Annotated in this window: 16 protein-coding genes; 12 read left to right on the forward strand and 4 right to left on the reverse strand. The window is 44.0% G+C overall.

What is annotated here, in order from left to right; translation table 11 throughout:
• The first annotated feature begins 205 nt into the window (after positions 1-205).
• The 5 genes from DXN05_RS24510 to DXN05_RS17915 all read left to right on the forward strand — a co-directional run bounded on the left by DXN05_RS24510 (position 206) and on the right by DXN05_RS17915 (position 12,651).
• Positions 206-694: a hypothetical protein gene (locus DXN05_RS24510; protein ID WP_158559309.1), complete on the forward strand. Its 489-nt coding sequence runs from the start codon at positions 206-208 to the stop codon at positions 692-694.
• A 118-nt stretch (positions 695-812) separates the two neighbouring features.
• Positions 813-2,369, forward strand: a complete 1,557-nt coding sequence (locus tag DXN05_RS17900) for a hypothetical protein (protein ID WP_147313974.1) — start codon at positions 813-815, stop codon at positions 2,367-2,369.
• Between the two features lie 534 nt (positions 2,370-2,903).
• On the forward strand, positions 2,904-9,599 hold the full coding sequence (locus DXN05_RS17905) for a T9SS type B sorting domain-containing protein (RefSeq protein ID WP_147313975.1): 6,696 nt from the start codon (positions 2,904-2,906) through the stop codon (positions 9,597-9,599).
• Positions 9,600-9,623: 24 nt separating this feature from the next.
• The gene (locus tag DXN05_RS17910) at positions 9,624-10,619 is read left to right on the forward strand and encodes a PorP/SprF family type IX secretion system membrane protein (RefSeq protein ID WP_116848650.1); all 996 of its coding nucleotides are present in this window, start codon (positions 9,624-9,626) and stop codon (positions 10,617-10,619) included.
• A gap of 10 nt (positions 10,620-10,629) precedes the next feature.
• Positions 10,630-12,651 carry an OmpA family protein gene (locus DXN05_RS17915; protein WP_158559310.1) on the forward strand — a complete coding sequence of 674 codons (2,022 nt, stop codon included), beginning with the start codon at positions 10,630-10,632 and terminating at the stop codon, positions 12,649-12,651.
• A 219-nt stretch (positions 12,652-12,870) separates the two neighbouring features.
• Here the strand turns inward: DXN05_RS17915 and DXN05_RS17920 are convergent, their stop codons facing one another.
• Positions 12,871-13,329: a ferritin-like domain-containing protein gene (locus DXN05_RS17920; protein ID WP_116848652.1), complete on the reverse strand. Its 459-nt coding sequence runs from the start codon at positions 13,327-13,329 to the stop codon at positions 12,871-12,873.
• A gap of 195 nt (positions 13,330-13,524) precedes the next feature.
• Here DXN05_RS17920 and DXN05_RS17925 point away from each other — a divergent pair, with 195 nt between their 5' ends.
• From DXN05_RS17925 to DXN05_RS17955, 7 genes are all read left to right on the forward strand, one after another.
• Positions 13,525-13,785, forward strand: coding sequence for a hypothetical protein (locus DXN05_RS17925; RefSeq protein WP_116848653.1), 261 nt, complete (start codon positions 13,525-13,527; stop codon positions 13,783-13,785).
• A 764-nt stretch (positions 13,786-14,549) separates the two neighbouring features.
• Positions 14,550-15,395, forward strand: a complete 846-nt coding sequence (locus tag DXN05_RS17930; protein WP_116848654.1) for an STAS domain-containing protein — start codon at positions 14,550-14,552, stop codon at positions 15,393-15,395.
• 11 nt (positions 15,396-15,406) lie between these two features.
• Positions 15,407-15,793, forward strand: coding sequence for an STAS domain-containing protein (locus DXN05_RS17935; RefSeq protein WP_116848655.1), 387 nt, complete (start codon positions 15,407-15,409; stop codon positions 15,791-15,793).
• Positions 15,790-16,203 carry an anti-sigma regulatory factor gene (locus DXN05_RS17940; protein WP_116848656.1) on the forward strand — a complete coding sequence of 138 codons (414 nt, stop codon included), beginning with the start codon at positions 15,790-15,792 and terminating at the stop codon, positions 16,201-16,203. The genes DXN05_RS17935 and DXN05_RS17940 overlap by 4 nt, the downstream gene beginning before the upstream one ends.
• Positions 16,196-17,215: a SpoIIE family protein phosphatase gene (locus DXN05_RS17945; protein ID WP_116848657.1), complete on the forward strand. Its 1,020-nt coding sequence runs from the start codon at positions 16,196-16,198 to the stop codon at positions 17,213-17,215. The genes DXN05_RS17940 and DXN05_RS17945 overlap by 8 nt, the downstream gene beginning before the upstream one ends.
• 6 nt (positions 17,216-17,221) lie before the next feature.
• Positions 17,222-18,850 (forward strand): sensor histidine kinase, encoded by a 1,629-nt coding sequence (locus DXN05_RS17950; protein WP_116848658.1) that lies wholly within the window; start codon positions 17,222-17,224, stop codon positions 18,848-18,850.
• 4 nt (positions 18,851-18,854) lie between these two features.
• On the forward strand, positions 18,855-19,253 hold the full coding sequence (locus DXN05_RS17955) for a response regulator (RefSeq protein ID WP_116848659.1): 399 nt from the start codon (positions 18,855-18,857) through the stop codon (positions 19,251-19,253).
• A 172-nt stretch (positions 19,254-19,425) separates the two neighbouring features.
• Here DXN05_RS17955 and DXN05_RS17960 read toward each other — a convergent pair whose 3' ends face one another.
• From DXN05_RS17960 to DXN05_RS17970, 3 genes are all read right to left on the reverse strand, one after another.
• A complete protein-coding gene (locus DXN05_RS17960) occupies positions 19,426-19,644 on the reverse strand; it encodes a hypothetical protein (protein ID WP_116848660.1) in 219 nt (72 codons plus the stop codon).
• Positions 19,645-19,853: 209 nt separating this feature from the next.
• Positions 19,854-20,657 (reverse strand): SDR family NAD(P)-dependent oxidoreductase, encoded by an 804-nt coding sequence (locus DXN05_RS17965; RefSeq protein WP_116848661.1) that lies wholly within the window; start codon positions 20,655-20,657, stop codon positions 19,854-19,856.
• A gap of 24 nt (positions 20,658-20,681) precedes the next feature.
• Entirely contained in the window at positions 20,682-21,851 is a 1,170-nt protein-coding gene (locus DXN05_RS17970; protein WP_116848662.1) for a zinc-dependent alcohol dehydrogenase, read from the reverse strand.
• Positions 21,852-21,968 lie beyond the last annotated feature (117 nt).

Below are 21,968 nucleotides of genomic sequence, written 5' to 3' on the forward strand. Positions count from 1 at the left end.
GCTGGGACAGGTATTTGGTAACACCGCTAATAGTAATAATTTTGTATTTATAGACAAACCTGATACCAATTATAAGAGGCCGGAAAATTTATCCTATTCCATATATCCCTGTTTTACCACCATCACTCCCCAATCATTTCCGCACGCAACAGATAGTTGGTTAACTTTTATGAGAATTTCGTCCGGATCGCATAAATTTTACCTGATGGACAGCGCTAAACATCTTTTGGATACAGCTGTTGCGAACATCAAAAGCGATGTGCCGGTAAGCATCTTTTACACAGACAGTCTTGGATACTTTTCACATTATGTAGCTGCAGATGCATTTACCAGGCAAGACAAAAAGATTGGCTTGCGCATTATCAATCTCAGTCCGTTTGACCAGCCAGTCTTCCTTACTTTCAACCAGCGCGCGATCGATTCATTGCCTGATGAAATAAGGTACTTGCAACATACCGGTTTTGTTCCCGTAAATATGGCAACAGATTCGTTGCTAAATATTAAAGCGTATCAACAGGGAGATTCACTGGACATACTTGCCGCAACACAATTGCGTGTGTATCCCGGTCACGCCTATACGATTTTACTTTCCGGCTATACCAGCAACAATCCTGGCTCCTATACAGATCCGCTTACCGGTCGCCTTGTTTTCCTGCAAACAACTTATGCCATCAAGGTTTTTCAAAATTTTTAATTTAAACCCAATGTTCATGTTATTATTTACTAATAGAAAAAAGCGATTTTTCTATATATTGATTGCTATCGGTTGTTTTTTTGCAGCTTGTAAAAAAGTTGATGAGCATATAGGCCTTGTGAGCGATCAGCCATGGATCAGCGATGTTTATAGTTTAAACGGGCATTTTGGCGGCGGTGAATGGCAATATCCCGAGAACCTTGTAGTGGGCGACACAGCGATAATGATCGGTAAACTATTTTACGAAAGGCCTGACTTTCAACTGGTGATCGGCAACGCGTCAGTAAAAATAATTGACACACTTACCTTGCCTTACACAGCGAATCAGGGAGGCAAGCTAACCAGTGTACAACTGATACGATTTTTGATAACAGACCAAATGGGAGTGGGGCAAAAGCGGCCTGTAACTCTCATTGCAAATGGCATTACAACAAATTGCAAACCGATCAACATTCTTTCCTTTCCTGCAAGCGCCGGAAAAACAGACACTACATTCCAGGTAGATTCCATTACTACATGGATGCCGGATGATGCTATCCTGTTTGCACAGAATTACCATTCACTTTTGCGATCCGCACATACTGACCAGGAAGGCAATATTTTTTTCGATAACAAGTATGGCATGTATAAAATAGCTGCCGGCAAAACAACCCAGATTATAAAAGCGGGAGATAGTTTTAACAACGAATCAGCCCCTTTCTCCATCGTGCAACTGCTTGGAACGGCAGTAACGTATGATGGCAATACCATTTATTTTTCTGCGGAAACAAACGAGACTGCCGCTGATGTAAAGGATCATTATGTTTTCAGGCTCTGCAAAATGAATCTCGTAACCAGAAGCGTTACCACAATCAACAGAACCCTTGTAACTACCGCAACCTCAGCATTGAAAACGGATGGTTCGCCTTACCAGGGAGACATCAGCAAGCTGCAGGTAGTAGCCGCGAACCTTAATTTGTCACACGATGGAATGCTGTTTTACAGCAACTATTTTGCACCCGATGACGATGTGGAAGATCACCTCAACTGGTATCGCAATATCAGTCAGGCACAGCTCAACATGGATTTTGTCGCTAATTGTGTGTACATGATTTGCCGTCTCGATGCCGGGGGGCATGTTACGGTATTAATGAGCAATCCGCTTTTCTATAACACCCCGGGCTATCCTGCAGCCAGCTCGCTGTACAGCCTTGATCCAACAGGCAAATATGTGTACGGTTATGTGTACGATAATGCGTTTAATACACGAACGGTACAATACGATGTGATACAGCAACAACTCGCAGGCGTGTTTGATTATTATACACATTTTATTTTCAAGTCGTATGAAACCGATCCCGCGCTTCAAAGTCCCTATTTTGCCTATAGCGCAGGCTACATGCCTGTTCCTTCTTTATTTTTGCCGCTGATAGATGGTAGTGTAATCAATGTTAGTGCTGAGTCCATTTATAATTACGACCTTCAAAATCTGGTTGCCTATTGCTATGCAGGAACAGAATTGGGATTACTCAACCCCAATGAAGTTCAAACAGGCAGTACAGGCAAAGCCAAATTTGTAGATTTTACAAACGCCAATTTTATCGGACAGGATAGAACAGGTACAGTATATTACTGCGGCAGAGTGGATGATTATACGAATGGAGTAACCTTCTACAAATTGCATTCAAAAAAATAGCAGGAGTGATGCAGATACTTACTGCAGAAGTTATAACCAGCCTAACACCAACAATTAAAAGGTAAAGTTGGGTAAAAATGAAAAGGGGCTGTCTCAAAAGATAAAGAGACAGCCTCTTTTTGCGATTTATGCTTAGGGGAATCATAGCGTTGTGAAGCGTTACATGCTTCAATGACTATCGCTGCACTGACCAACGTTTTGAAACTTTTCTGTTGTTATTGATGCTATGTGGAATGTTTTAGCTTTTTTAGATTTAAGGTAAGTAATTGATAGAGATTGAAATGACTGAAATATAGTCCGGTGATGCTTACATAGTCGTAACCGTTACGCCTTGCAATAGCCCGATTTACAGTATACATTTAGATGCTTTTATAAAATATCTATCATATTGTATAATCGTATGAATTGACAATCAGCTGCAAAGATATTACCAAATCACTGCTAATCATACTTATTTCAGGCCTGTTATGCGTATGCGTAAATAATTATACCTGGGCCCAGTTTAGTATCACAGAAACTTTTCGTGGCAGCACTGTGCCTCCTGATATTATATTAGGTGGCGAAGCAGTACTTACTGCACAATCAGGTATTGACGTTCCAGGAGATGGATGGTTACGTCTTTCATCTAACACAACTTATAAATCGGGTTACTGTTATATCAATGAATCATTTCCTTCTACCTTAGGCGTGCTTGCCGAGTTTGAGTTTAGCGCCTGGAAAAACAACAATCCTGGTGTGCCGCTTGCTGATGGTTTTTCCGTTTTTTTATTTGATGCTAATTATGGCCCCGGCAGTTTTGGCCAGGGTAACGTTGGCGGCTCACTTGGTTACGCATTCAGCAAAACCAATACAAATGGAGGGGCTTACGAACCCGCGCTTACAGGTGGCTATATTGGCGTTGGGCTGGATGAATTCGGTAGCTGGTCGTCTACTTATCAGGGACAGGTGGGAGGGCTTTCGCCTTCTTACGGTTCAGTGCCAAATGCAATAGCATTGCGTGGGCCTGCGAGCGACAGTACTCGTTACCTGAGCGGCACACAGGCTAATCTTGCAGGTACACCCTATGCGGGCAAGTCCTTAGCATATCCCACAATAACAGCCACCCGGCCACAAAGTTCATTGTATTATCGAAAAGTACAGGTATTGATGGAAAGAAATGGCGCCACTTATCAGGTATCCGTGCGATTGCAGATGGATGAATCTGGCGCTATGCAAACCGTGTTTGGCCCTGTACTTCTTTCCACTCCGCCACCGCCGAATCTAAAGTTGGGTTTTGCAGCTTCAACTGGCGGCGCTACTGCCTTTCACGAGGTGAGAAATGTGCGTATTACTACGCCAGGTGGTGTACGTACCGAGAAAAGCGCACCTATACTTGTAACCAACAATGGCGCTTTAACTTATCAGGTGCGTGTATACAATGATGCAGGCAGCGCACAGCCAGGCATTCCATTTACCGATAGTCTTCCTGCGGGATTCAGCTATCAATCTATTTCATTTAATAATGCAGGCTACAGCAACAGCTTTGATGCCGGAGCCACAACGGTCGCCAATGGGGTATTGCAAAACAATACCCTTTCCCTGCAGGCACACAGTTACGGTATTATCACTATACAAGGCACGATGAAACTATTGGATAGCACCACTACACAATTACGCAATATAGCAATGGGACATGCACCGCCTGGTTTTACCGATGAAGACAGCACCAATAACACAACGCATACCATCACTTATCGCATACCTGCCGTAAATGCCGGTGATACCAATGTTTGCTCCCAATCAGCTGCATTACTGCATTTACGAACTATGGCCGGCGCTACATTGCAATGGACAGTAACCACACCTGCGGGTGTTACCGGCGCATTAGGCGGATCGGGCGTGGCAGATGCAACCGGCAATTACCAGTTAATGCAAACCCTGGTGAATAACAGTAATGCGCCGCAGCAAGTGATATATACCATTACTCCATCATACACTTATGCGCTGGAAGATGGAACGATGCTTCCTGCCATCGGGGTTCCTGTAACACGCACTGTTACTGTTAGCCCGATACCAGTTTTAACGGGAAATACTTCGCCTGATGCAGTCTGCAGCGGATCTCCGTTCAATTATACAATTACTTCCAATAATAGCAACGTCATCCTGAGCTGGAAACGTGCCGCAGTATACGGCATCAGTAATGCGGCTGATAGCGGTACTGCAACGCAAATCAGCGAAATATTAATAGATACTTTGCCGGTTACAGTCAACGCAGTTTATCAAGTCACTGCAAGCAGCAATGGTTGCAGCGCTACGCAACAGGTGGTGGTTCCCGTAAATCCTGTACCTGTATTTAACAGTAACGATACTTTCAGCGTGTGCAGCGGCAGTGCAATGAACTATGCAGCAACCAGCAATGTGGCTGGCGCTACCTTTCAATGGCAGCGGGATGCAGTACCTGGTATTGCCAATGCGCCTGGCAGCGGCGGTTTGCCTAAGATAGAGGAAGTGTTGATAAACACGACCAATGCGCCAGTGAAAGTGCCTTATCATTTCACGGTTCACTACAATAATTGTTCGTCAACGCACGAGGTGATTGCCACAGTTAACCCGATGCCTGTGTTAAGTAGTGCCTTACAGCCGCCGGCTATTTGCAATTCAACGTCATTTACTTACATACCAACCTCGGAAACGGCTGGTGCAGGCTTTAGCTGGGTGCGCGACGCTGCACCCGGAATTACCAACCCGGCCGCTGCAGGTACCGGTGGTGTTACTGAATCCTTGGTAAACACTGGTACAACACCCGCCACTGCAATATATCGATTCACTATTGAAGCAAATGGTTGCAGTACTGCACAAAATGTCAGTGTGCAGGTTCAACCAGCTGTGAATGTAAATAGTTTAAACAATCAAACGCTTTGTGACGGGCAAACAACAACACAGATTTATTTTACCGGAAATGCAGTGCAGACAGATTTTAGCTGGACAAACACGCAACCGGCAATTGGCGTTGCAGCAAGTGGCAGCGGTGATATATTGCCCTTCACGGCTGCTAACACTACCGGTGGGCCAATAGTAGCTTTATTCACCGTAACGCCTTCTGCCAATGGATGTATTGGTTCAGCGCAGCAATTCAGCATTACTGTTAATCCGCTGCCAGTGATCAGCAGTGTTGTTGCCGTGCCGCCAGGCAGCACCTTACCAATTGGTACGCCGGTAACCATTACTGCCAATATTAACGGTGCCACCACATACCAATGGTACAAGGGTAATTCAATCATTGCAGGGGCTACAGCAAATACCTATACTATCGCTTCTTTTCAAACTGCCGATATTGGTTTATATACAATACAAGCCTCCAGCAGCGCGGGTTGCAGCATTATCAGTGATGAACCGGTAAATCTGGGCAATGCCGCAGGGTATACTCTGTGGAAAACAGTAACAAACGATAACGGCAACACGATTGCAGCGGCTGGTGACGTGCTTACTTATACGATACACCTTAAAAATGAAGGAAGTGCTGTGCTAAGTGGCATGACTATCCTGGATTCGGTGGCGGCGTTTACCGGTTATGTTACGGGCAGTATACAGGGCGGCGCGTCGAATAATGTGTTAACCAACGCAGGACGAACTTACCTGGTATACCAACTCGCGGATGTACAGCCGGGTGCCACTACTACCGTTCAGTTTAAAGTAAAAGTAGCAGACAACGTAACCGGTGTTTCATATATCAGCAATATGGCTGTTGCAAATGGCGGCGGCCTTACCGAACAACCGAGTTGTCCGGAGCATGACCCGGCCTGTACTGGCGATAGTACCCGTATTGCAGTAACCGGCAAAGCCTTATTAAACGTGGTAAAAACAGCCAATCGCTATACGGTAAACATAGGTGATACAGTGATATTCACCATCCGCGTTTCTAACAATGGAACAAAAGATACTGCTGGTATAACTATCCGCGATATTGCTGCCGGTTTTACATATATCAACGATAATGGGGGCGGCAGTTATAATATAGTCAGCCATGACTGGCAAATTGCCGCACTTGCTGTTGGTGCTTCGCGCGAATTGCAGCTTACTATGCAAGCCACTGCAGACGGCGTTTACCGAAATATTGCTGTTGGTGGCACATTGGATCCTGTGAATCCGGAAAACCCGCAGGATACCCTGGCGTTTCCTGCGATTCAAATTACCAAGCAGGCGGATAAACAATTCGTAAATCCTGGTGATACAGTGGTGTTTACGATTGCCATTAGCAATACCGGGTCGGTTGATACCAGTGGCGTACAGATAAAAGAATTGCCTGATGGGTTTACTTACATCAGTGATGATGGAGCAGGCACTTATAATAATATCAGCGGGATATGGCAGGTAGCTACCTTGCAGGCTGGTGCGAGAAGGATGTTACATATTACGATGCTTGTAAATGCAACAGGTGCATATCGCAATATTGCCGTGGGCGGTTCCCTAAATCCTGATGACAAAGATAATCCCCGCGACACGGTAGCGCTGGTAGCTTTACAACTCACTAAAACTGCAGGCCGTAATGATGTTCAAACAGGCGATACCGTGTTATTTACCCTTTCCATGCGCAACAATGGTACAAAAGATACAACCAATGTATTGGTACACGACATTGCCGACGGCTTGACTTACGTACAGCATACCGGCGATGGTTCATACAATCCTGCTACAGGAATCTGGACCATCAGCAACCTGCCGGCTGGCGCAACACAAACAATTCAGCTTGCAATGAAGGTTGGCATTGAGGGGCCCTACAGTAATATCGCTGTTGGTGGTACATTAGACCCAAGTGATCCGGGCAATCCTGTAGATACGGTGCGGTTGGTTTCTCTGCAAATTTCAAAAACAGCCAGCCGTAATGAAGTGCATGCAGGTGACAGTGTGGTGTTTGCTATTAGTATCAGCAACCATGGCGCAAAGGATACCAGCAATGTTCAGGTAAAAGAATTGCCAGATGGCTTTACCTATATAAGTGACGACGGAGCCGGCGCTTATAATGCTGAAACAGGTATCTGGACAACCAATGTTCCGGCAGGTGCAACGGCAGTGCTGCATATTACCATGAAAGCAGCTGAAAGCGGCCTATACCGCAATGTAGCCGTCGGGGGAAATTTTGATACGACTGATGCACACAACCCGAAAGACAGTATTGAATTAGTGTCGTTACAGTTAATAAAGACAGCAAATCGTAACAGCGTGTCGGTTGGTGATACCGTAACGTTTGCCATAACGCTGGTAAACCATGGTGTAAAAGACACAATAGGTGTTCAAATTAAAGATATTCCTGATGGCTTTAGCTATATTGACGATGACGGCGGCGGGACTTTTAACCCTGCAACCGGCATATGGACAACGCATGTGGCCGGGCTAAGCAGTGCCGTGCTGCATCTGCAAATGCTTGCGAATTCGACAGGCACCTATCGCAATATCGTTGTAGGGGGCAATCTTAATCCAAATGATTTGCAGAATCCGTGCGATACAGTTAGTCTTGCGTCCCTGCATATAACCAAAACTGCCAATGTAAACAATGTGCAACCTGGCGACACTGTTATTTTCACTATACAAGCCACTAATAACGGAGCGAAAGATACCAGCGGCGTGCAGATAAAAGAAATCCCGGATGGGTTTAGTTATGTTGGCGATGACGGGGCCGGTGCTTATAACGCATCCACGTCAATCTGGACAGTGAACATTCCGGCGGGCGCATCGCGTTCCTTACACGTGTCATTCCTGGCTACTTCAAATGGAACCTACAGCAATATTGCGGTGGCTGGAACACTTGATCCCGGCAACAAAAATAATCCGCAGGATACTGCTTTGCTCGTAGCATTGCAACTAACCAAAACAGCTGACCGTACAGCAGCTTCAGCCGGCGACACCGTATTGTTTACCATCATGCTCAGTAACCATGGCTTGAAAGATACGATGGGTGTACAGGTAAAAGACATTCCGACAGGGTTCACATACATTTCTGATGATGGAGGCGGCACTTATAATCCGGTTTCCAATATTTGGACAATTGATGCAGGTGCACAGCAAACCTACCTGCTTCACTTGAAAATGATGGCTTTGCCCAATGCGGTATATAACAATATCGTTGTCGGTGGCAGTCTCGATCCACATGATCCGCACAATCCGCAGGACACAGTGTTGCTTAGTCCGCAAGTCCGCAGTTTGCAGGCGTGGAAGCAGGTGGCTGATGCTTCAGGTAATGGTGTGGCTGAACTAAATGAGTTGTTGAATTATACCATCTTCGTTAAGAATACTGGCACAGCTATTTTGGATACTATCTACATTAGCGATGTTCTTCCTTCGCAGGTAACATATATAACCGGCAGCGGCACCAATGGCAACTATGCTTACGATAGTAGCTCGCGCGTTTTACGGATTGACCAAAGTCATGCAGCGCTGTCACCAGGCAATATTACCAGTTTTGGTTTTACTGTACGTGTGGTGGATAGCCTGCCAACTGTTACCACCATCAGCAACCTGGCGTATGTTATGCCTGGCAGTGATGACAACGGTATTGCGACCTGTGCTTCTGATGCAGGTTGTAGCGTAATGGGCGATTCAACACGTATTCCCATATTCATTAAAACGCCCAATGATCTGGCAGTAGTAAAAAAATCAGAGGAAAAAAGAACCGGTGTCTCTGATGTATTCAATTACACGATCACTGTAACCAATAAACTAAATTCACCTGCCCGGGATGTGATGGTTACTGATAGTTTGCCTGCGTCTGTTACTTATCAGTTTGCCAGTGCTGCCACCGGCGAAGCCAGTTACAGTCAATCCAACCGGGTGTTACATTGGTCAATACCTGAAATAGCTGCAGGAGCAAGCGTTTCATTGGTTTTGACCGTTAAGGCTAACGCTGCCGGAGATGTAGTGAATACAGCCTGGGTAAGTAGTCAAGGAAACGACTTAGATACCACAGACAATCATTCATCGGATAAACATAATGTAATAGACCTGTTTATTCCCAATATTATTACACCCAACAGCGATGGTAAAAACGATCAATTCAAAATAACAGGCATTGGAGCCTATCCCAATTCTGTATTGGTTGTGTACAATCGGTGGGGTAACCAGGTGTTTTATTCTTCCGATTATCACAACGAATGGGATGGCGCAGGTTTGAATGAAGGTACATATTACTATGTCTTAAAATTACGAACACCTGCAGGTACAAAGGACTATAAAGGCTGGGTAACACTGATGCGATGAAAAAGTGTGATTAAAACAGCAGTTATGCAAACAAAAATCTTAATACTGGTTTTGGTATTGCTTTGCAATCGTTTCACGGCTCTTGCACAGCAAGACATTCAATTCAGTCAGTATATTTTCAACATGGTAAATATTAACCCTGCCTATGCAGGATATAAAGGTGGAACTAATATCAATGCTATTTACCGAAAGCAATGGACCGGATTTCCGGGCTCGCCGCAAACTGCTGCAGTCTCTGCCGATTGGCTAACCGCCCACCGCGATGAGCGTATCGCGCTAAGTGTACGTGTGCTATCGGATAAACTTGGTGCACAGGAAACACTTTCGGCCTGGGGTGGTTTTACCTATCGCATACCTATGAGCGAAGACGGCAGCAAACGGCTTTGCCTGGGTTTGGGCATGGGGGTTACACAATACTCTATTGATGGTAATGTTTTTCAATATACTGATAACAATGACAATACCATACCTGTTGGCAAAGCTTCACGCACACAGCCCGATGCCAATGCCGGAATTTACTATTATACACCCAACTACTATTTTTCAGTTTCTGTGAGCGATATTTTACAGGTAAATAGCATAAAAACTTATAACTGGAATGGTGCTGTATTTCGCAGCATGCTGCGTTCGCCACATTTGTATGTTGGTACAGGAACAGTAATACCAGTATCGGATAACTTTAAAATAAAGCCCTCTTTTATGTGGAAAGAAGACTTTAAGGGGCCTAGTAATGTAGACTTAACTGCTTTTGTGCTGCTGCACGATGTGCTGTGGTTGGGTGCATCTTACAGGACAGCTGTGCGCATATGGAATAAAAGCCATTTGCAGGATAACCTGGAGCAGAAAGATGCAGTAAGTGCTATGGCAGAAGTATTTGCGACGCCATGGTTGCGGATTGGTTATAGTTATGATTTTACCACGAGTGGATTGAATTCGTATCAGACAGGTTCACATGAAATATCGGTAAGCTTGTTATTTCCTGCAAATGGTAAAAGAGAATTGTCACCCAGGTATTTTTAAAACACATGTTATGAAAAAGCGTTTGTGTTTACTGTTATTGCCGTTACTGGTTTTCTTACAGGTAGAAGGGCAGGAGCAGTTGTCTTACCAGCAACTTGCAGACAGGTATTTCATTACTTTTCAATACCAGCGGGCTATGCTTATATACGAACGCCTCTGTCGTGGCAGCAAAGTAAAAGCAGCGAATTTATACAAGCTCGGTTATAGTTATGAAATTACCGGTGCCTATGATAAAGCACTGGGGGCGTATGCGCGTTGCATGCAACAAGATAGCACCGCAGATACACTGCAAATGCGTACAGGCAACCTATTAAAACAATTGCAAAAGTACACACAGGCGAAAACAGCGTACACAACTTATGCCGCTAAATATGGCACTTCACCACTGCTGCAAAATCGTTTGGCTGGCTGCGATTCCGCCCAGGCCTGGTTGCATTCACATGCAATCGTAACACTGCAACCCGCCAGCAGCTTGAATACAAGTTATGCAGACTGGGGAGCTGTTGTGCATGATTCTGTTATTGTTTTTACCACAGAATTTATACGTGGAGAAGCCTTGGATAATAAAACACAAGTGTTGCGTTGGCCTTATCCACGAACAGGCTTGCCGTACTCCAAAATATTTGCCGCACGCTCAGATGGAAAAAATATAGGCCTGCCCGGTACCCGCGAAACTATAGTGTCAGATATTGGTACCCAGGTGAACAATAGTCCTTTTCATGAAGGTGCAGCCGTATTCTCGTCACGTGGCGATACCGTATATTTTACTATTACCCATGCAACGCGCCGGAATGCATTAACCGAATCCCCGCCACGTCATTATGTTTACCATCGCGTTAAAGAACAACAGCTGGAATTGCAATACTCGGTAAAAAGTCCTGAAGGCCATTGGCAGAAGGCTGTTTCCTGCCCATTCAATAATGTTAAAGCTTATTCTGTAGGACAACCGGCCCTAAGTAAAGATGGAAGTATCTTATATTTTGTATCGGACATGCCTGGTGGTTATGGGCAAACTGATATATGGTATGCTGAAAAAGACAGTGCCGGGAACTGGGGACAACCTAAAAATTGCGGCAGCGCCATTAACACTTCAGGTAACGAAATGTTCCCTGTTGTGAATGACAGCAACCGGTTGCATTTCTCAAGCGATGGATGGCCGGGTATGGGCGGATTGGATTTGTTCGCAGTCACCGGTGCAAAACAGCAGTGGCAGCAACCGAAGAATTTGCTGCCTCCATTTAATTCGTCATTTGATGATTTTTACTTTTTTCGTTTCGATACCCTGAAAGGATTTTTATCCTCCAATAGGCAAAATGGCGTTGGCAGCGACGATATTTATGTATTCCAGTTGCCAGTTGAGGTTGCGCCTCCGAAAGTATTGAACTTGCTTACTACGGTATATCGCGCTAAAGACAGCAGTGTAGTACAAGATGCGATTGTGGCACTCACTAATCTACAGCGTCGCGCTATGTGGCGTCAACGAACAGATACAAGAGGACAAACCATGTTCATATTAGAGCGGGCTATTGATTATGAACTGGTAGGTAGTTTTGCGACACTCCAGCCAGATAGTGCGCAGTTTAGTACCAACATCATTATGAGTGGCGATACTGTTTACCAATCGCTTTATTTAAGGGAACACATTGTACCTGAGAAAACTTATAAGGTGGGTGATCACTTTGTTCTTGAGGGACTATACTATGATTTCGATAAATACAACATTCGCCCGGATGCTGCCATAGTTCTTAACAAACTTCAACAATTGTTGTTGAAATATCCTACAATGAAGATTGAATTGTCTTCGCATACAGACAGCCGCGGCAGCAAGGCATACAACGAACGACTGTCAGCCCAACGTGCAGCATCTGCCAGGGCTTACCTGATAAAAGCAGGCATTTCCGCCGAACGTATTATTTCAAAAGGATATGGTGAAAGTCGCCTGGTGAATGGTTGTTCTGATGGAGTGCCATGTACAGAAGCACAACATCAGGCAAACAGACGAACAGAGGTTACGGTGTTGAGCAATCAATAAACTGTTTGATTAGGAAAAGAGCCAGCGTTGGTTTCGTACACCCTGGTTATGCAAACGCAGAATTGCGGGATTGATTTATTGCTTGGGAAGTTACTAAGGATATTATCTAAAATTTTACAACTTGTAACGGTTACTCGCTGATTTAAGCAGACAATAAACGCTCCGTTGTAATACCGGAGCGTTTATTGTTTTAGCGATAATTCTAAACTACTATTCAATCTAAGACCTGGCAATGTTACGCAGAGCCTTGATCTTGTCATGCGCATTGTGAATACCTTCTGACTGTTTTCTTACTACTGATTCGGCCTCCGCAGTAAGGTCACCATCGCTCAGGGCCTCCGTATAGGCTTTTTTAATAGCGTCCTCGCCACGTTCGGCCTCATTTAAAATGCTTTCACGATCGTTACCGCCAAAAAGGGATTTCACATCTATCCATGCCCGGTGTAAGGTACCTCCAACACTGGTTCCTTTGTCGAAATCCTCGCCGTAACTTGCTACCAATGCTGTTAACTCCTGGCCATAGGTGCGGCTTTGATTTGCATACTCCTCAAAGAGTGCTTTTAAATCAACATTCTCCTCTTTGATGTCTGAAAGTGCTTTTTCGAATCCTGCCACGCGATCATTATTTAGTTGAATCAGATCGTTCAGAATATCTGCAGCTTTTTGCCTGTTACTCATATTTTTTGTTTATTACATAACACGCAAATAGGATGCCGTTGCCGTAAAGGCTATCATTACCGCAAAAGGGCAGTTAGTTGGTTATTTTATTACCAGGTTTGTAGATTCGTTTTCTAATGCAAACAGCAGCCACCTTTTTTCTGAAAGGTGGCTTTTTGTTGTTATTTTTAACACATACAAATTACAAGAGAACACTTGCAGGGGGTCGATTATGATTGGGACGTGCCGGTTTCAGACTTTTATTTGAAAGATTTTATTCCCACCCGCAAGCAATTCAATCGTTATAATGGCAACCAAACGATCGCCATTTTAAATCATTTTTCTGCTCTTTATGGACCTGTAACATTTGATCAGGCCCATGAATTGGAAGATCTTATATTGAATCACCTGCCGCTGGGCACTATGAGCGAACAATCTGCTTTTAACTGGTTAGTCAATAAAAAAGGTAAAAAATAGCTTATTTAAGAACACATTGTTCTATAACTATGCACTGGATACTGAATAACTGAATGTTGTTTAAAAACAAGTATTTTCTTTCCAATTAAGCAATCAAACGGAATACAGTTCACATCGAAATAGCCATACTTCTTACTGATAAATTCGCTGTAACATCCCGGCTGCAATGACCGCTGCAAAATTATTTGTATACAAAAAATAATCACTTAGGGCATAAACTAAAATGAGCCCGGTACGAATACCAGGCTCTGCTGTATACTTGATCCCCATTGAGCTAAAGGGCAAACTTCAGTAAAAAGCAGGATTCTTTTCCGTTTATTATATTCAGTGTAGCGCAGGATAGGACTAGTTCAAATACCAGAAATGCTCCGGCAAGACAGCCGGAGCCCCATTTCACCTTGAGCTGTAAACGCTCGTTCTTATCCGATCACTAAACTTAATTTAGCCAGGCGTTACTGCAAAGAACTGTTTAATGATAGCTAAGTAAAACCTGTATCTCATTTGACAATCTTTTCATTGATAATCAATTTCATAGATGATGATTGAGATTAATCGCCTCTCCTTTAAAGAAGCCACGGTTTTTCCGGTTATATTCGGTCTCCCTGACATATTTTCTTTGATTTTCAGAGAATTTTAAACAATTGCATCAAATCTGTGTAGTATTGCGTTGTTGAATAAAAACATAATTTGAAGCCCGTGAGGTTTAACAAGTGCCGGGGCAAATTGTATTGTTATTAAACCTTTTAATCAATTAACAAGAAAATATGGACCTTTTCAAGGCGCTTTCAAAAAAACGCAGCCGTTTGCTGGAACTATGGATGCAATATCAGCTGGCAGATATATCACTTCGCGAGGATCTGATGGAAAACGAAGAACTAAGGGCGCAGTCTGAAGAACTTTTGGATGCCTTCTTAAAAGCTGTCACGGACAAGAATGTTGAAAATGTGGATGACCCAACTTACGAACCGATCATCGAGATTCTTTCAGGTATTTCAATTTCACGCGCAAGGCAAGGTTATTCACCTAAAGAAACCGGGAACTATGTCTTTAGCCTGCGTGATGCAATTTTACAAGTGTGGCAAGCAGAGTTTAGCAACGACCTCGCGGTATTATTTGCGGCTACCTTAAAGCTGAATAAGTTATTCGATAACCTGGGCATTATCACCTTTGAAACCTTTATTAAAGGCCGTGAAGAAGTAATATTGCGCCAAACAGATGAAATATCGGAGATATCCACACCCGTTATTCGTGTATGGGATAACATACTGGCATTACCCATCATAGGCACATTAGATAGCTCCCGCACACAGATAGTCATGGAAAACCTGCTGCAACAGATTGTTGATACCGGTAGCAGCATTGCCATACTGGATATTTCGGGTGTGCCTGCAGTAGATTCCTTGGTGGCGCAGCATTTACTTAAAACCGTAGCTGCGACGCGTTTGATGGGAGCAGAATGTATTATTAGCGGTATACGTCCCGAAATTGCCCAAACAGTTGTGCATTTAGGAATTGATTTATCGAATATAATAACCAAGGCCACATTGGCAAGCGCATTAAAGCAGGCATATAACATGTTGCAGTTAGAGGTTAGAAAAGTTCAAAAATAAAATACGCTGGAATGGATAAAATACCAATTCTGCGATTTGGCCACTTTTTGCTGGTAACTATCCAAGTCGATTTGTACGATCGATTGGCTTTAAATCTGGAATCAGACCTGATTCAAATGGTAAGCAAAACCCAAGCAAGAGGCGTCCTGATCGATATTTCTGCGCTAAGCATTGTGGATTCATTTATGGGACGGATTATCGGGAATATCGCTGGCATGTCGAAAATCATGGATGCGCAAACTGTGGTGGTGGGAATGCAGCCTGCAGTGGCCATTACGCTTATAGAGTTAGGGCTTGAGCTAAAAGGCGTGTACACCGCATTAAATGTTGAAAAGGGGATGTCCTTACTGCAGTCAAAAATTAGTTTACCGGATGAAGACCTGGATAATATTGAATGATAGTCGTTCTCAATAAAGAATCCATCCCGATAGATAAGGAACAGGATGTGGTACTGTTTCGCAACCGTGTAAAGGAATATACCATTAAAATTGGGATGGGTGTGGTAAACCAAACCAAACTTATAACCGCTGCCAGTGAGCTGGTACGCAATATCCTGAAGTATGCGGGCAAAGGGACAGTATTGATAGAAATAATCAGCAGTGGCAGGCAAAATGGCATACGGCTGGTATTCAGTGACAAAGGGCCTGGCATTTCTGATGTGCCATTAGCTATGAAAGACGGCTTCTCAACAGGCAAAAGCCTCGGTTTGGGGTTGCCTGGTGCCCGAAGATTGGTTAACGAATTTGACATAAAAAGTACAGTAGGTAAAGGCACTACGGTAACAATATTAAAGTGGAAAAATGGATAACCACCATGTGCTGTTTAGTGTAGTGGACAGAAGTTATACTGCAGTTATTAAAAAGGAAATACATGCGTTAGCCGGCAAGTGTGCTTTCAAAGCCAATGAGATGGCCGAAATAGATATTGTCGTTGCCGAACTAATATCTAACCTGCTTAAATATGCTGTGAATGGCCGGTTGCTGGTAAAAACATGTATAGATGCAAAAGAGGCCGGACTTGAAATCATTGCTATTGATGACGGGCCGGGTATTCCCGATCTCAGTCTTGCGCAGGTTGATGGCATTACTACCCATAAGAAATCTTTAGGCATGGGCCTGGGGGCGATAAAACGGCTGACAAGTGTGTTCCAGGTGTTTTCAAAAGTCGGCTGGGGTACCATTATCCTGGTACGAAAATATGTGGGTAGTTCAAATGAGGTTGCGCGGAAGCTCAAAATGACCCTTGGTGCTGTTATAGTACCCAAACCAGGAGAACAGGTATGTGGGGATGGTTTATATACCAGGCTTGACCATCAGGGCGCCCGTATTTTTATGGCTGATGGCCTGGGCCACGGCAAAGAGGCTGCGTTAGCTGCCATACAGGCCATAACTGCATTTGCAGATAACAGAGATGATAACGCCATCAATATCCTGCGCACATTACATCAAACCAGCAGTGTGAGAAAAACACGCGGGTTAGTTGGGACTGTTTTGCTTATCAATCTTAGATCAGGCATTATTAAAATAAATGGCATTGGTAATATCTCTTCGAGACTGATCTTTCGCGGGGTGATTAGAAATTTCCTTTCATATAATGGCATTATCGGTTTGAATATTCCATCCTCTATGAATGAGCAATCATTTGACGTGGAAAAAGGACAACTTTTGATAATGTGTTCTGATGGCATTAGGACGCGATGGGATTTGAGCAAATTGCCTGGCATTGCTAAACATGACCCAAATATTATTGCAGCCGCCATTTATAAAGATTTTTGCCGGAATACTGACGATGCATCGGTACTGGTGGTTAAAATAATGTAATCTTTCATGAAACAAATAGCCAGGATCACATTGCAAAATGAAATGGATTTGGTGCTCGCCCATCGCCGGTCAATGAAGCTGGCCGAATTGGCGGGATTATCTCTTTCAGCGCAAACTACTTTTGCCACCGCTGTGGCAGAAGTTGCAAGAAATATCATCGAAGATGGCGAAAACGGATCATTGCTATTGGGTGTACGGGTAACAGCTCAACAGGCTCAATACCTGGTAGCCACTATACTGGATAGTCGCCCAGACCTATCACTGCAAAAGCAGGGCATTTACTATGCACGAAAGCTTGTAAACCTGTTTAATCTTACCACTTCCGGGGAAGGCACTTCCATCGAAATGCAATTGCTGATTGTTAATCCGGTAAAAGAGATAGAGCGGAAAGTTGATGAATGGCGCGCTTCTTTTGAAAGCAATGTTTCAGCCTCGCCATATGAGGAAATTAAACAGCAGAACGAACAACTGCAAAACCTTACTGTGCGTTTGAAAGCCAGTGAATTACAATACCGCACTTTAACTGATTCATTGCCGCTTGTTATATTTTCATTAGATGCACAAGGTAAGATTGTGTTTGCAAACCGATGGCTGGATAACTATGCCGGTCAGTCATTACAAACATTAAAAGATGCGGGCTGGGCAACCATCATTCATGCAGATGACCTGGCTGTTTTCAACGAAATGCTTAACCGCATTAAAGGCAGCCATACCAATACCATTAAACGTGAATGCCGCCTGCTGCATGCACAAACGGGAACTTATTTCTGGCACCTCGTAGTAATATGCAGGTTTGAGGAAGATACTCCTGACGGTGCCAGCTTTATAGGTTATATGGTAGATATCCACACACAAAAAGAATTTGAAGAACTAAAATTGGTGAAGGATAAGCTGCAGCGTAATGAGCTGGAGCTGCACAACATTATTCACCACCTCAACATATCCAATAAAGAGTTGGAGCAGTTTGCCTATATTGCCAGCCACGATCTGCAGGAGCCTGTGCGCAAAATGATTTTTTATAGCGATTATTTCAAACAGCACTATGCTCACGCGATAGATGAGGCGGGTTTGGTTTTTCTTGATAAAATGCTGGCTGCTTCATTGCGCATGCGCAGCCTGATTATGGACCTGCTTTCATTTTCGGATGTACGAAAAGAAAGTGTCTCTTTCGCCAAGGTTGATTTGAACAAAGTAGCACTGGATGTATTACAAGACATGGAATTGATCATTAACGAGAAAGAAGCGATTGTTTCTATTGACCAATTGCCTGTGGTGGAAGGCAATTACCAGCAGCTTGTACAACTATTCGGAAATATTATCTCTAATTCGATCAAGTATGCTAAGCCGGGCGTAGCGCCACTTATACGTATTTCCGGAGCAGATGGCAATGGAGATGCAGTTATTTCATTCATAGATAATGGCATTGGCTTTGACCAGACTTACTTAACTAAAATATTTTCTCTTTTTCAACGCCTGCATACTAAAGAAGAGTATAGCGGCACCGGTTTAGGATTGGCTATCTGCAAAAAAATAGCGGAGTTGCACAATGGATCTATTACTGCAGCCAGCACACCGGGGCATGGTGCTATCTTCAAGTTAACACTACCATTAATCCAGTTAAATAAAATTAGCTAGCAGTATGCCTGATATATTATTTATAGATGATGATGCCGAAGACAATTTTATTATGCAAAATGCTTTTGAATCGGCGGGGCTGCACGGGAGTGCCTTTTTTGCCACAGGAGCTGATGAAGCCATGGTATTATTGAATGCATCAGTTGAAGTACTACCGAGTTTGATTGTGCTCGATCTGAATATGCCTAAGGTTAATGGTACCCAAATTTTGCAGATGCTAAAAGAAAGTGAAGCATTCTGCGACATACCGGTCATTGTCTGCTCTACTTCTGTAAATCGTATCGAGCGTGAGCAATGCCTGGCTTTGGGTGCGCACAGTTTTATTGTAAAGCCGCTTACTTTTGATGAAGCGGTGAAAACCGCAATCGAATTTAATAAGCTGGCACAGGCTTTTAATCACTAAAGCAACATTAATCCTCCAACTTGATAATATTAGGAGAACTTCTTCCGTCGTAGCCAGCGTTGCGTAAAGTTTAATACGTTATATGTCGCAAGCCTTTTAGAAAGCTATCTTCATCAACTGTCAACAAAAAACCGCCGGATTTTTCCGACGGTAATAAAACTTGAAGGCTTGGTTATTTTTTTTCCTTTCCTTTCTCTTCATGCTGTTGAGCATATTTTTTAGAAGCTTCACGAGCATGTTCTTTTGCATGTTCTGTATGACCATGGGCTGCCTGGGCATGATGCGCAGCCTTTTCATGATTGCCCTTGCCGGCTTCTTCAGCAGCGCTGCGATGATGTTTGGCGGCTTCTTCATGGTGTTTAGCCGCGTCTTCATGATTTTTTTTTGGCATAATCGAAGTTTTAATAGCTAAGTCCAAAGTTTATGCCGCAATGCTACACAGATTCCTGGCTATCGAATGGCCTAACCGGCGGGAGTAGAAATGACGAAATAATTCACACCTAAAGCCAATATGTGTATAAGCTTCTCGGTTTAAGAATTTGTTTGTTTTTAAGTGAAACAGCTATTAGCCGGGGTACTTTGCAATTCTGACAAATATAGCTAAAGCCCGGTTTGTTGGGCAGGCTCTTGTTGCTTATGCATTTGCGCTGCTACTTTATTGTCGGGCGTAATATTACTAATTGCCACCTGAACCTTATTTTTGAAGCCGGAGATTACCATATCCTTGCCTGCCATTAATGCTTCATAACCATCTTTAGCTACTTTTTCCGCATCTGCCAGTTCGCCTTCCTGTACAATCTTGGAATCAGTCATTTCTGCTTTGTTAAAAAAATCAGTATCGGTGGCTCCAGGCAATAAAGAAGTAATGGTAACGCCTTTATCTTTCACCTCCTCGCGAATGGCCTCAGTAAAAGAATGAACAAAGGCTTTGGTGCCATGATATACCGATTGTAAGGGGCCGGGTAGTTTGCCTGCAATACTGGCCAGGTTCAGGATACGACCCTTTCCACGATAAACCATATCTATCAGGAACTGTTTAGTTAGCACGACTAAGCTTGCAATATTCAGCTGTATTATATCTAATTCGCGTTGAATATTGGTTTCAATGAATTCGCCATAAAGGCCCTGGCCGGCATCATTGACCAATATATCAATATCAATACCGTTCGCTTTGACTTCTTTATAAACGTCAAAGGCGGCCTTTGGATCAAAAAGATCGCTTGCAAGTGTGATTATTTTGGGAGCGCCAAGCGTCTGCAGGGCCTGGGATGTGGTATCGAGTTCGTGTTGATAACGAGCTACAATCACTATGCTATAGCCATCTTTGGCAAATAGCTTTGCCAGTTCATAACCAATGCCGCTGGTGGCCCCTGTGATCAGGGCATACTTTGATGGAATTGCCATAAAAAATAATTGAATAGTTAAAAATTAAGCCCACGGATCAAGTACCACTTTTACGCAGTCTTCCTCTTTTTTCTGAAAGATTTCATATCCATGTGCAATTTGAGAAAGTGGCAGGCGATGGGTGATAATATCATTGAGCTTCACTTTGCCTTCGCTTACATAACCCAGGAGTTTATCAATGTGCTTTTGTGCAGGCGCCTGGCCCCCTTTGATGATAAGGCCTTTGTCAAAGAATTGCCCGATGGGGAAGTTATCGTAAGTAGTAGGGTATACGCCCAGTACAGATACAATGCCACCGCGGCGTACTGCGCTCATGCAGGCCTCCAGTACTTTGGGCGATCCCTTTTCCAGGTTAATCACCGCTTTTGCTTTTTCTGCAAAGCTGCGGGAGGGCTCAAATCCAACGGCATCAATGGTTACATCTGCACCACGGCCGTTGGTGAGTGCACGTATTTGCGCTATTACATCTTTTGCGCCATCTTCCCACAAAATGGCATCGCAACCGGCTGCGGCCTGCGCTTTTTGCAGGCGGTAGGGTAGGGTATCTACCACTATCACGCGCGCTGCACCGCGCAACCAGGCGCTTTTAGCGGCCATAATGCCCACAGGGCCCGCACCAAAGATGGCAACGGTTTCACCACCTTTTACTTCGCCCCAATCCACACCGGTATAACCGGTAGGAAAAATATCTGTGAGAAAAAGTACTTCTTCATCAGTCAGGTTCTCCGGCACCAGGCGGGGGCCATAGTCCCCGTAGGGCACACGCACATACTGGGCCTGCCCGCCGTCATAACCGCCATACAGATCGGTGTAACCAAAAAGGGCACCGCCTTTTTCGGTCAACAAACCACCTTCCGGGCCGTAGTGTTCCGGGTTACTGTTTTCACAATGTCCGGGCAGTTCATGATTACAAAAGAAACAATGTCCGCAGGCGATGGGAAAGGGCACCACTACTCTGTCACCTGCTTTGAGGTTCTTTACTGCTTTGCCTGTCTCTTCTACAATACCCATAAACTCATGACCCAGTACCATGGGGCGCGGCTGCGGAATGCCGCCGGAGTAGATATGCAGATCAGAGCCACAAATGGCCGTGGCTGTGACTTTGAGAATGATGTCACGATCGTCTTTTAGTTTGGGATCATCGACCGAATCATACGTTACTTTATGCGGTCCATGTATTACAGCTGCCTTCATAGGTTAAAACGTTGGGTTTTACGTGAAAAAATTACAGGTCATGATAAGCGGGCGCAAAACCATGCCACTATTGGCTTACATAAGAAAGCTATGCTACACAGGGCGTGGTCTTGTGAT

It is taken from the genome of Deminuibacter soli (assembly GCF_003412455.1).
GTDB classification, from domain to species: Bacteria; Bacteroidota; Bacteroidia; order Chitinophagales; family Chitinophagaceae; genus Deminuibacter; species Deminuibacter soli.

What these genes read in the sequence shown, in the direction of transcription:
- DXN05_RS17940 (WP_116848656.1), top strand. Translation starts at nt 15,790, where the DNA reads ATGATAGTCGTTCTCAATAAAGAATCCATCCCGATAGATAAGGAACAG.
- DXN05_RS17960 (WP_116848660.1), bottom strand. Translation starts at nt 19,644, where the DNA reads ATGCCAAAAAAAAATCATGAAGACGCGGCTAAACACCATGAAGAAGCC.
- DXN05_RS17955 (WP_116848659.1), top strand. Translation starts at nt 18,855, where the DNA reads ATGCCTGATATATTATTTATAGATGATGATGCCGAAGACAATTTTATT.
- DXN05_RS17970 (WP_116848662.1), bottom strand. Translation starts at nt 21,851, where the DNA reads ATGAAGGCAGCTGTAATACATGGACCGCATAAAGTAACGTATGATTCG.
- DXN05_RS24510 (WP_158559309.1), top strand. Translation starts at nt 206, where the DNA reads ATGGACAGCGCTAAACATCTTTTGGATACAGCTGTTGCGAACATCAAA.
- DXN05_RS17910 (WP_116848650.1), top strand. Translation starts at nt 9,624, where the DNA reads ATGCAAACAAAAATCTTAATACTGGTTTTGGTATTGCTTTGCAATCGT.
- DXN05_RS17930 (WP_116848654.1), top strand. Translation starts at nt 14,550, where the DNA reads ATGGACCTTTTCAAGGCGCTTTCAAAAAAACGCAGCCGTTTGCTGGAA.
- DXN05_RS17950 (WP_116848658.1), top strand. Translation starts at nt 17,222, where the DNA reads ATGAAACAAATAGCCAGGATCACATTGCAAAATGAAATGGATTTGGTG.
- DXN05_RS17915 (WP_158559310.1), top strand. Translation starts at nt 10,630, where the DNA reads ATGAAAAAGCGTTTGTGTTTACTGTTATTGCCGTTACTGGTTTTCTTA.
- DXN05_RS17935 (WP_116848655.1), top strand. Translation starts at nt 15,407, where the DNA reads ATGGATAAAATACCAATTCTGCGATTTGGCCACTTTTTGCTGGTAACT.
- DXN05_RS17965 (WP_116848661.1), bottom strand. Translation starts at nt 20,657, where the DNA reads ATGGCAATTCCATCAAAGTATGCCCTGATCACAGGGGCCACCAGCGGC.
- DXN05_RS17945 (WP_116848657.1), top strand. Translation starts at nt 16,196, where the DNA reads ATGGATAACCACCATGTGCTGTTTAGTGTAGTGGACAGAAGTTATACT.
- DXN05_RS17920 (WP_116848652.1), bottom strand. Translation starts at nt 13,329, where the DNA reads ATGAGTAACAGGCAAAAAGCTGCAGATATTCTGAACGATCTGATTCAA.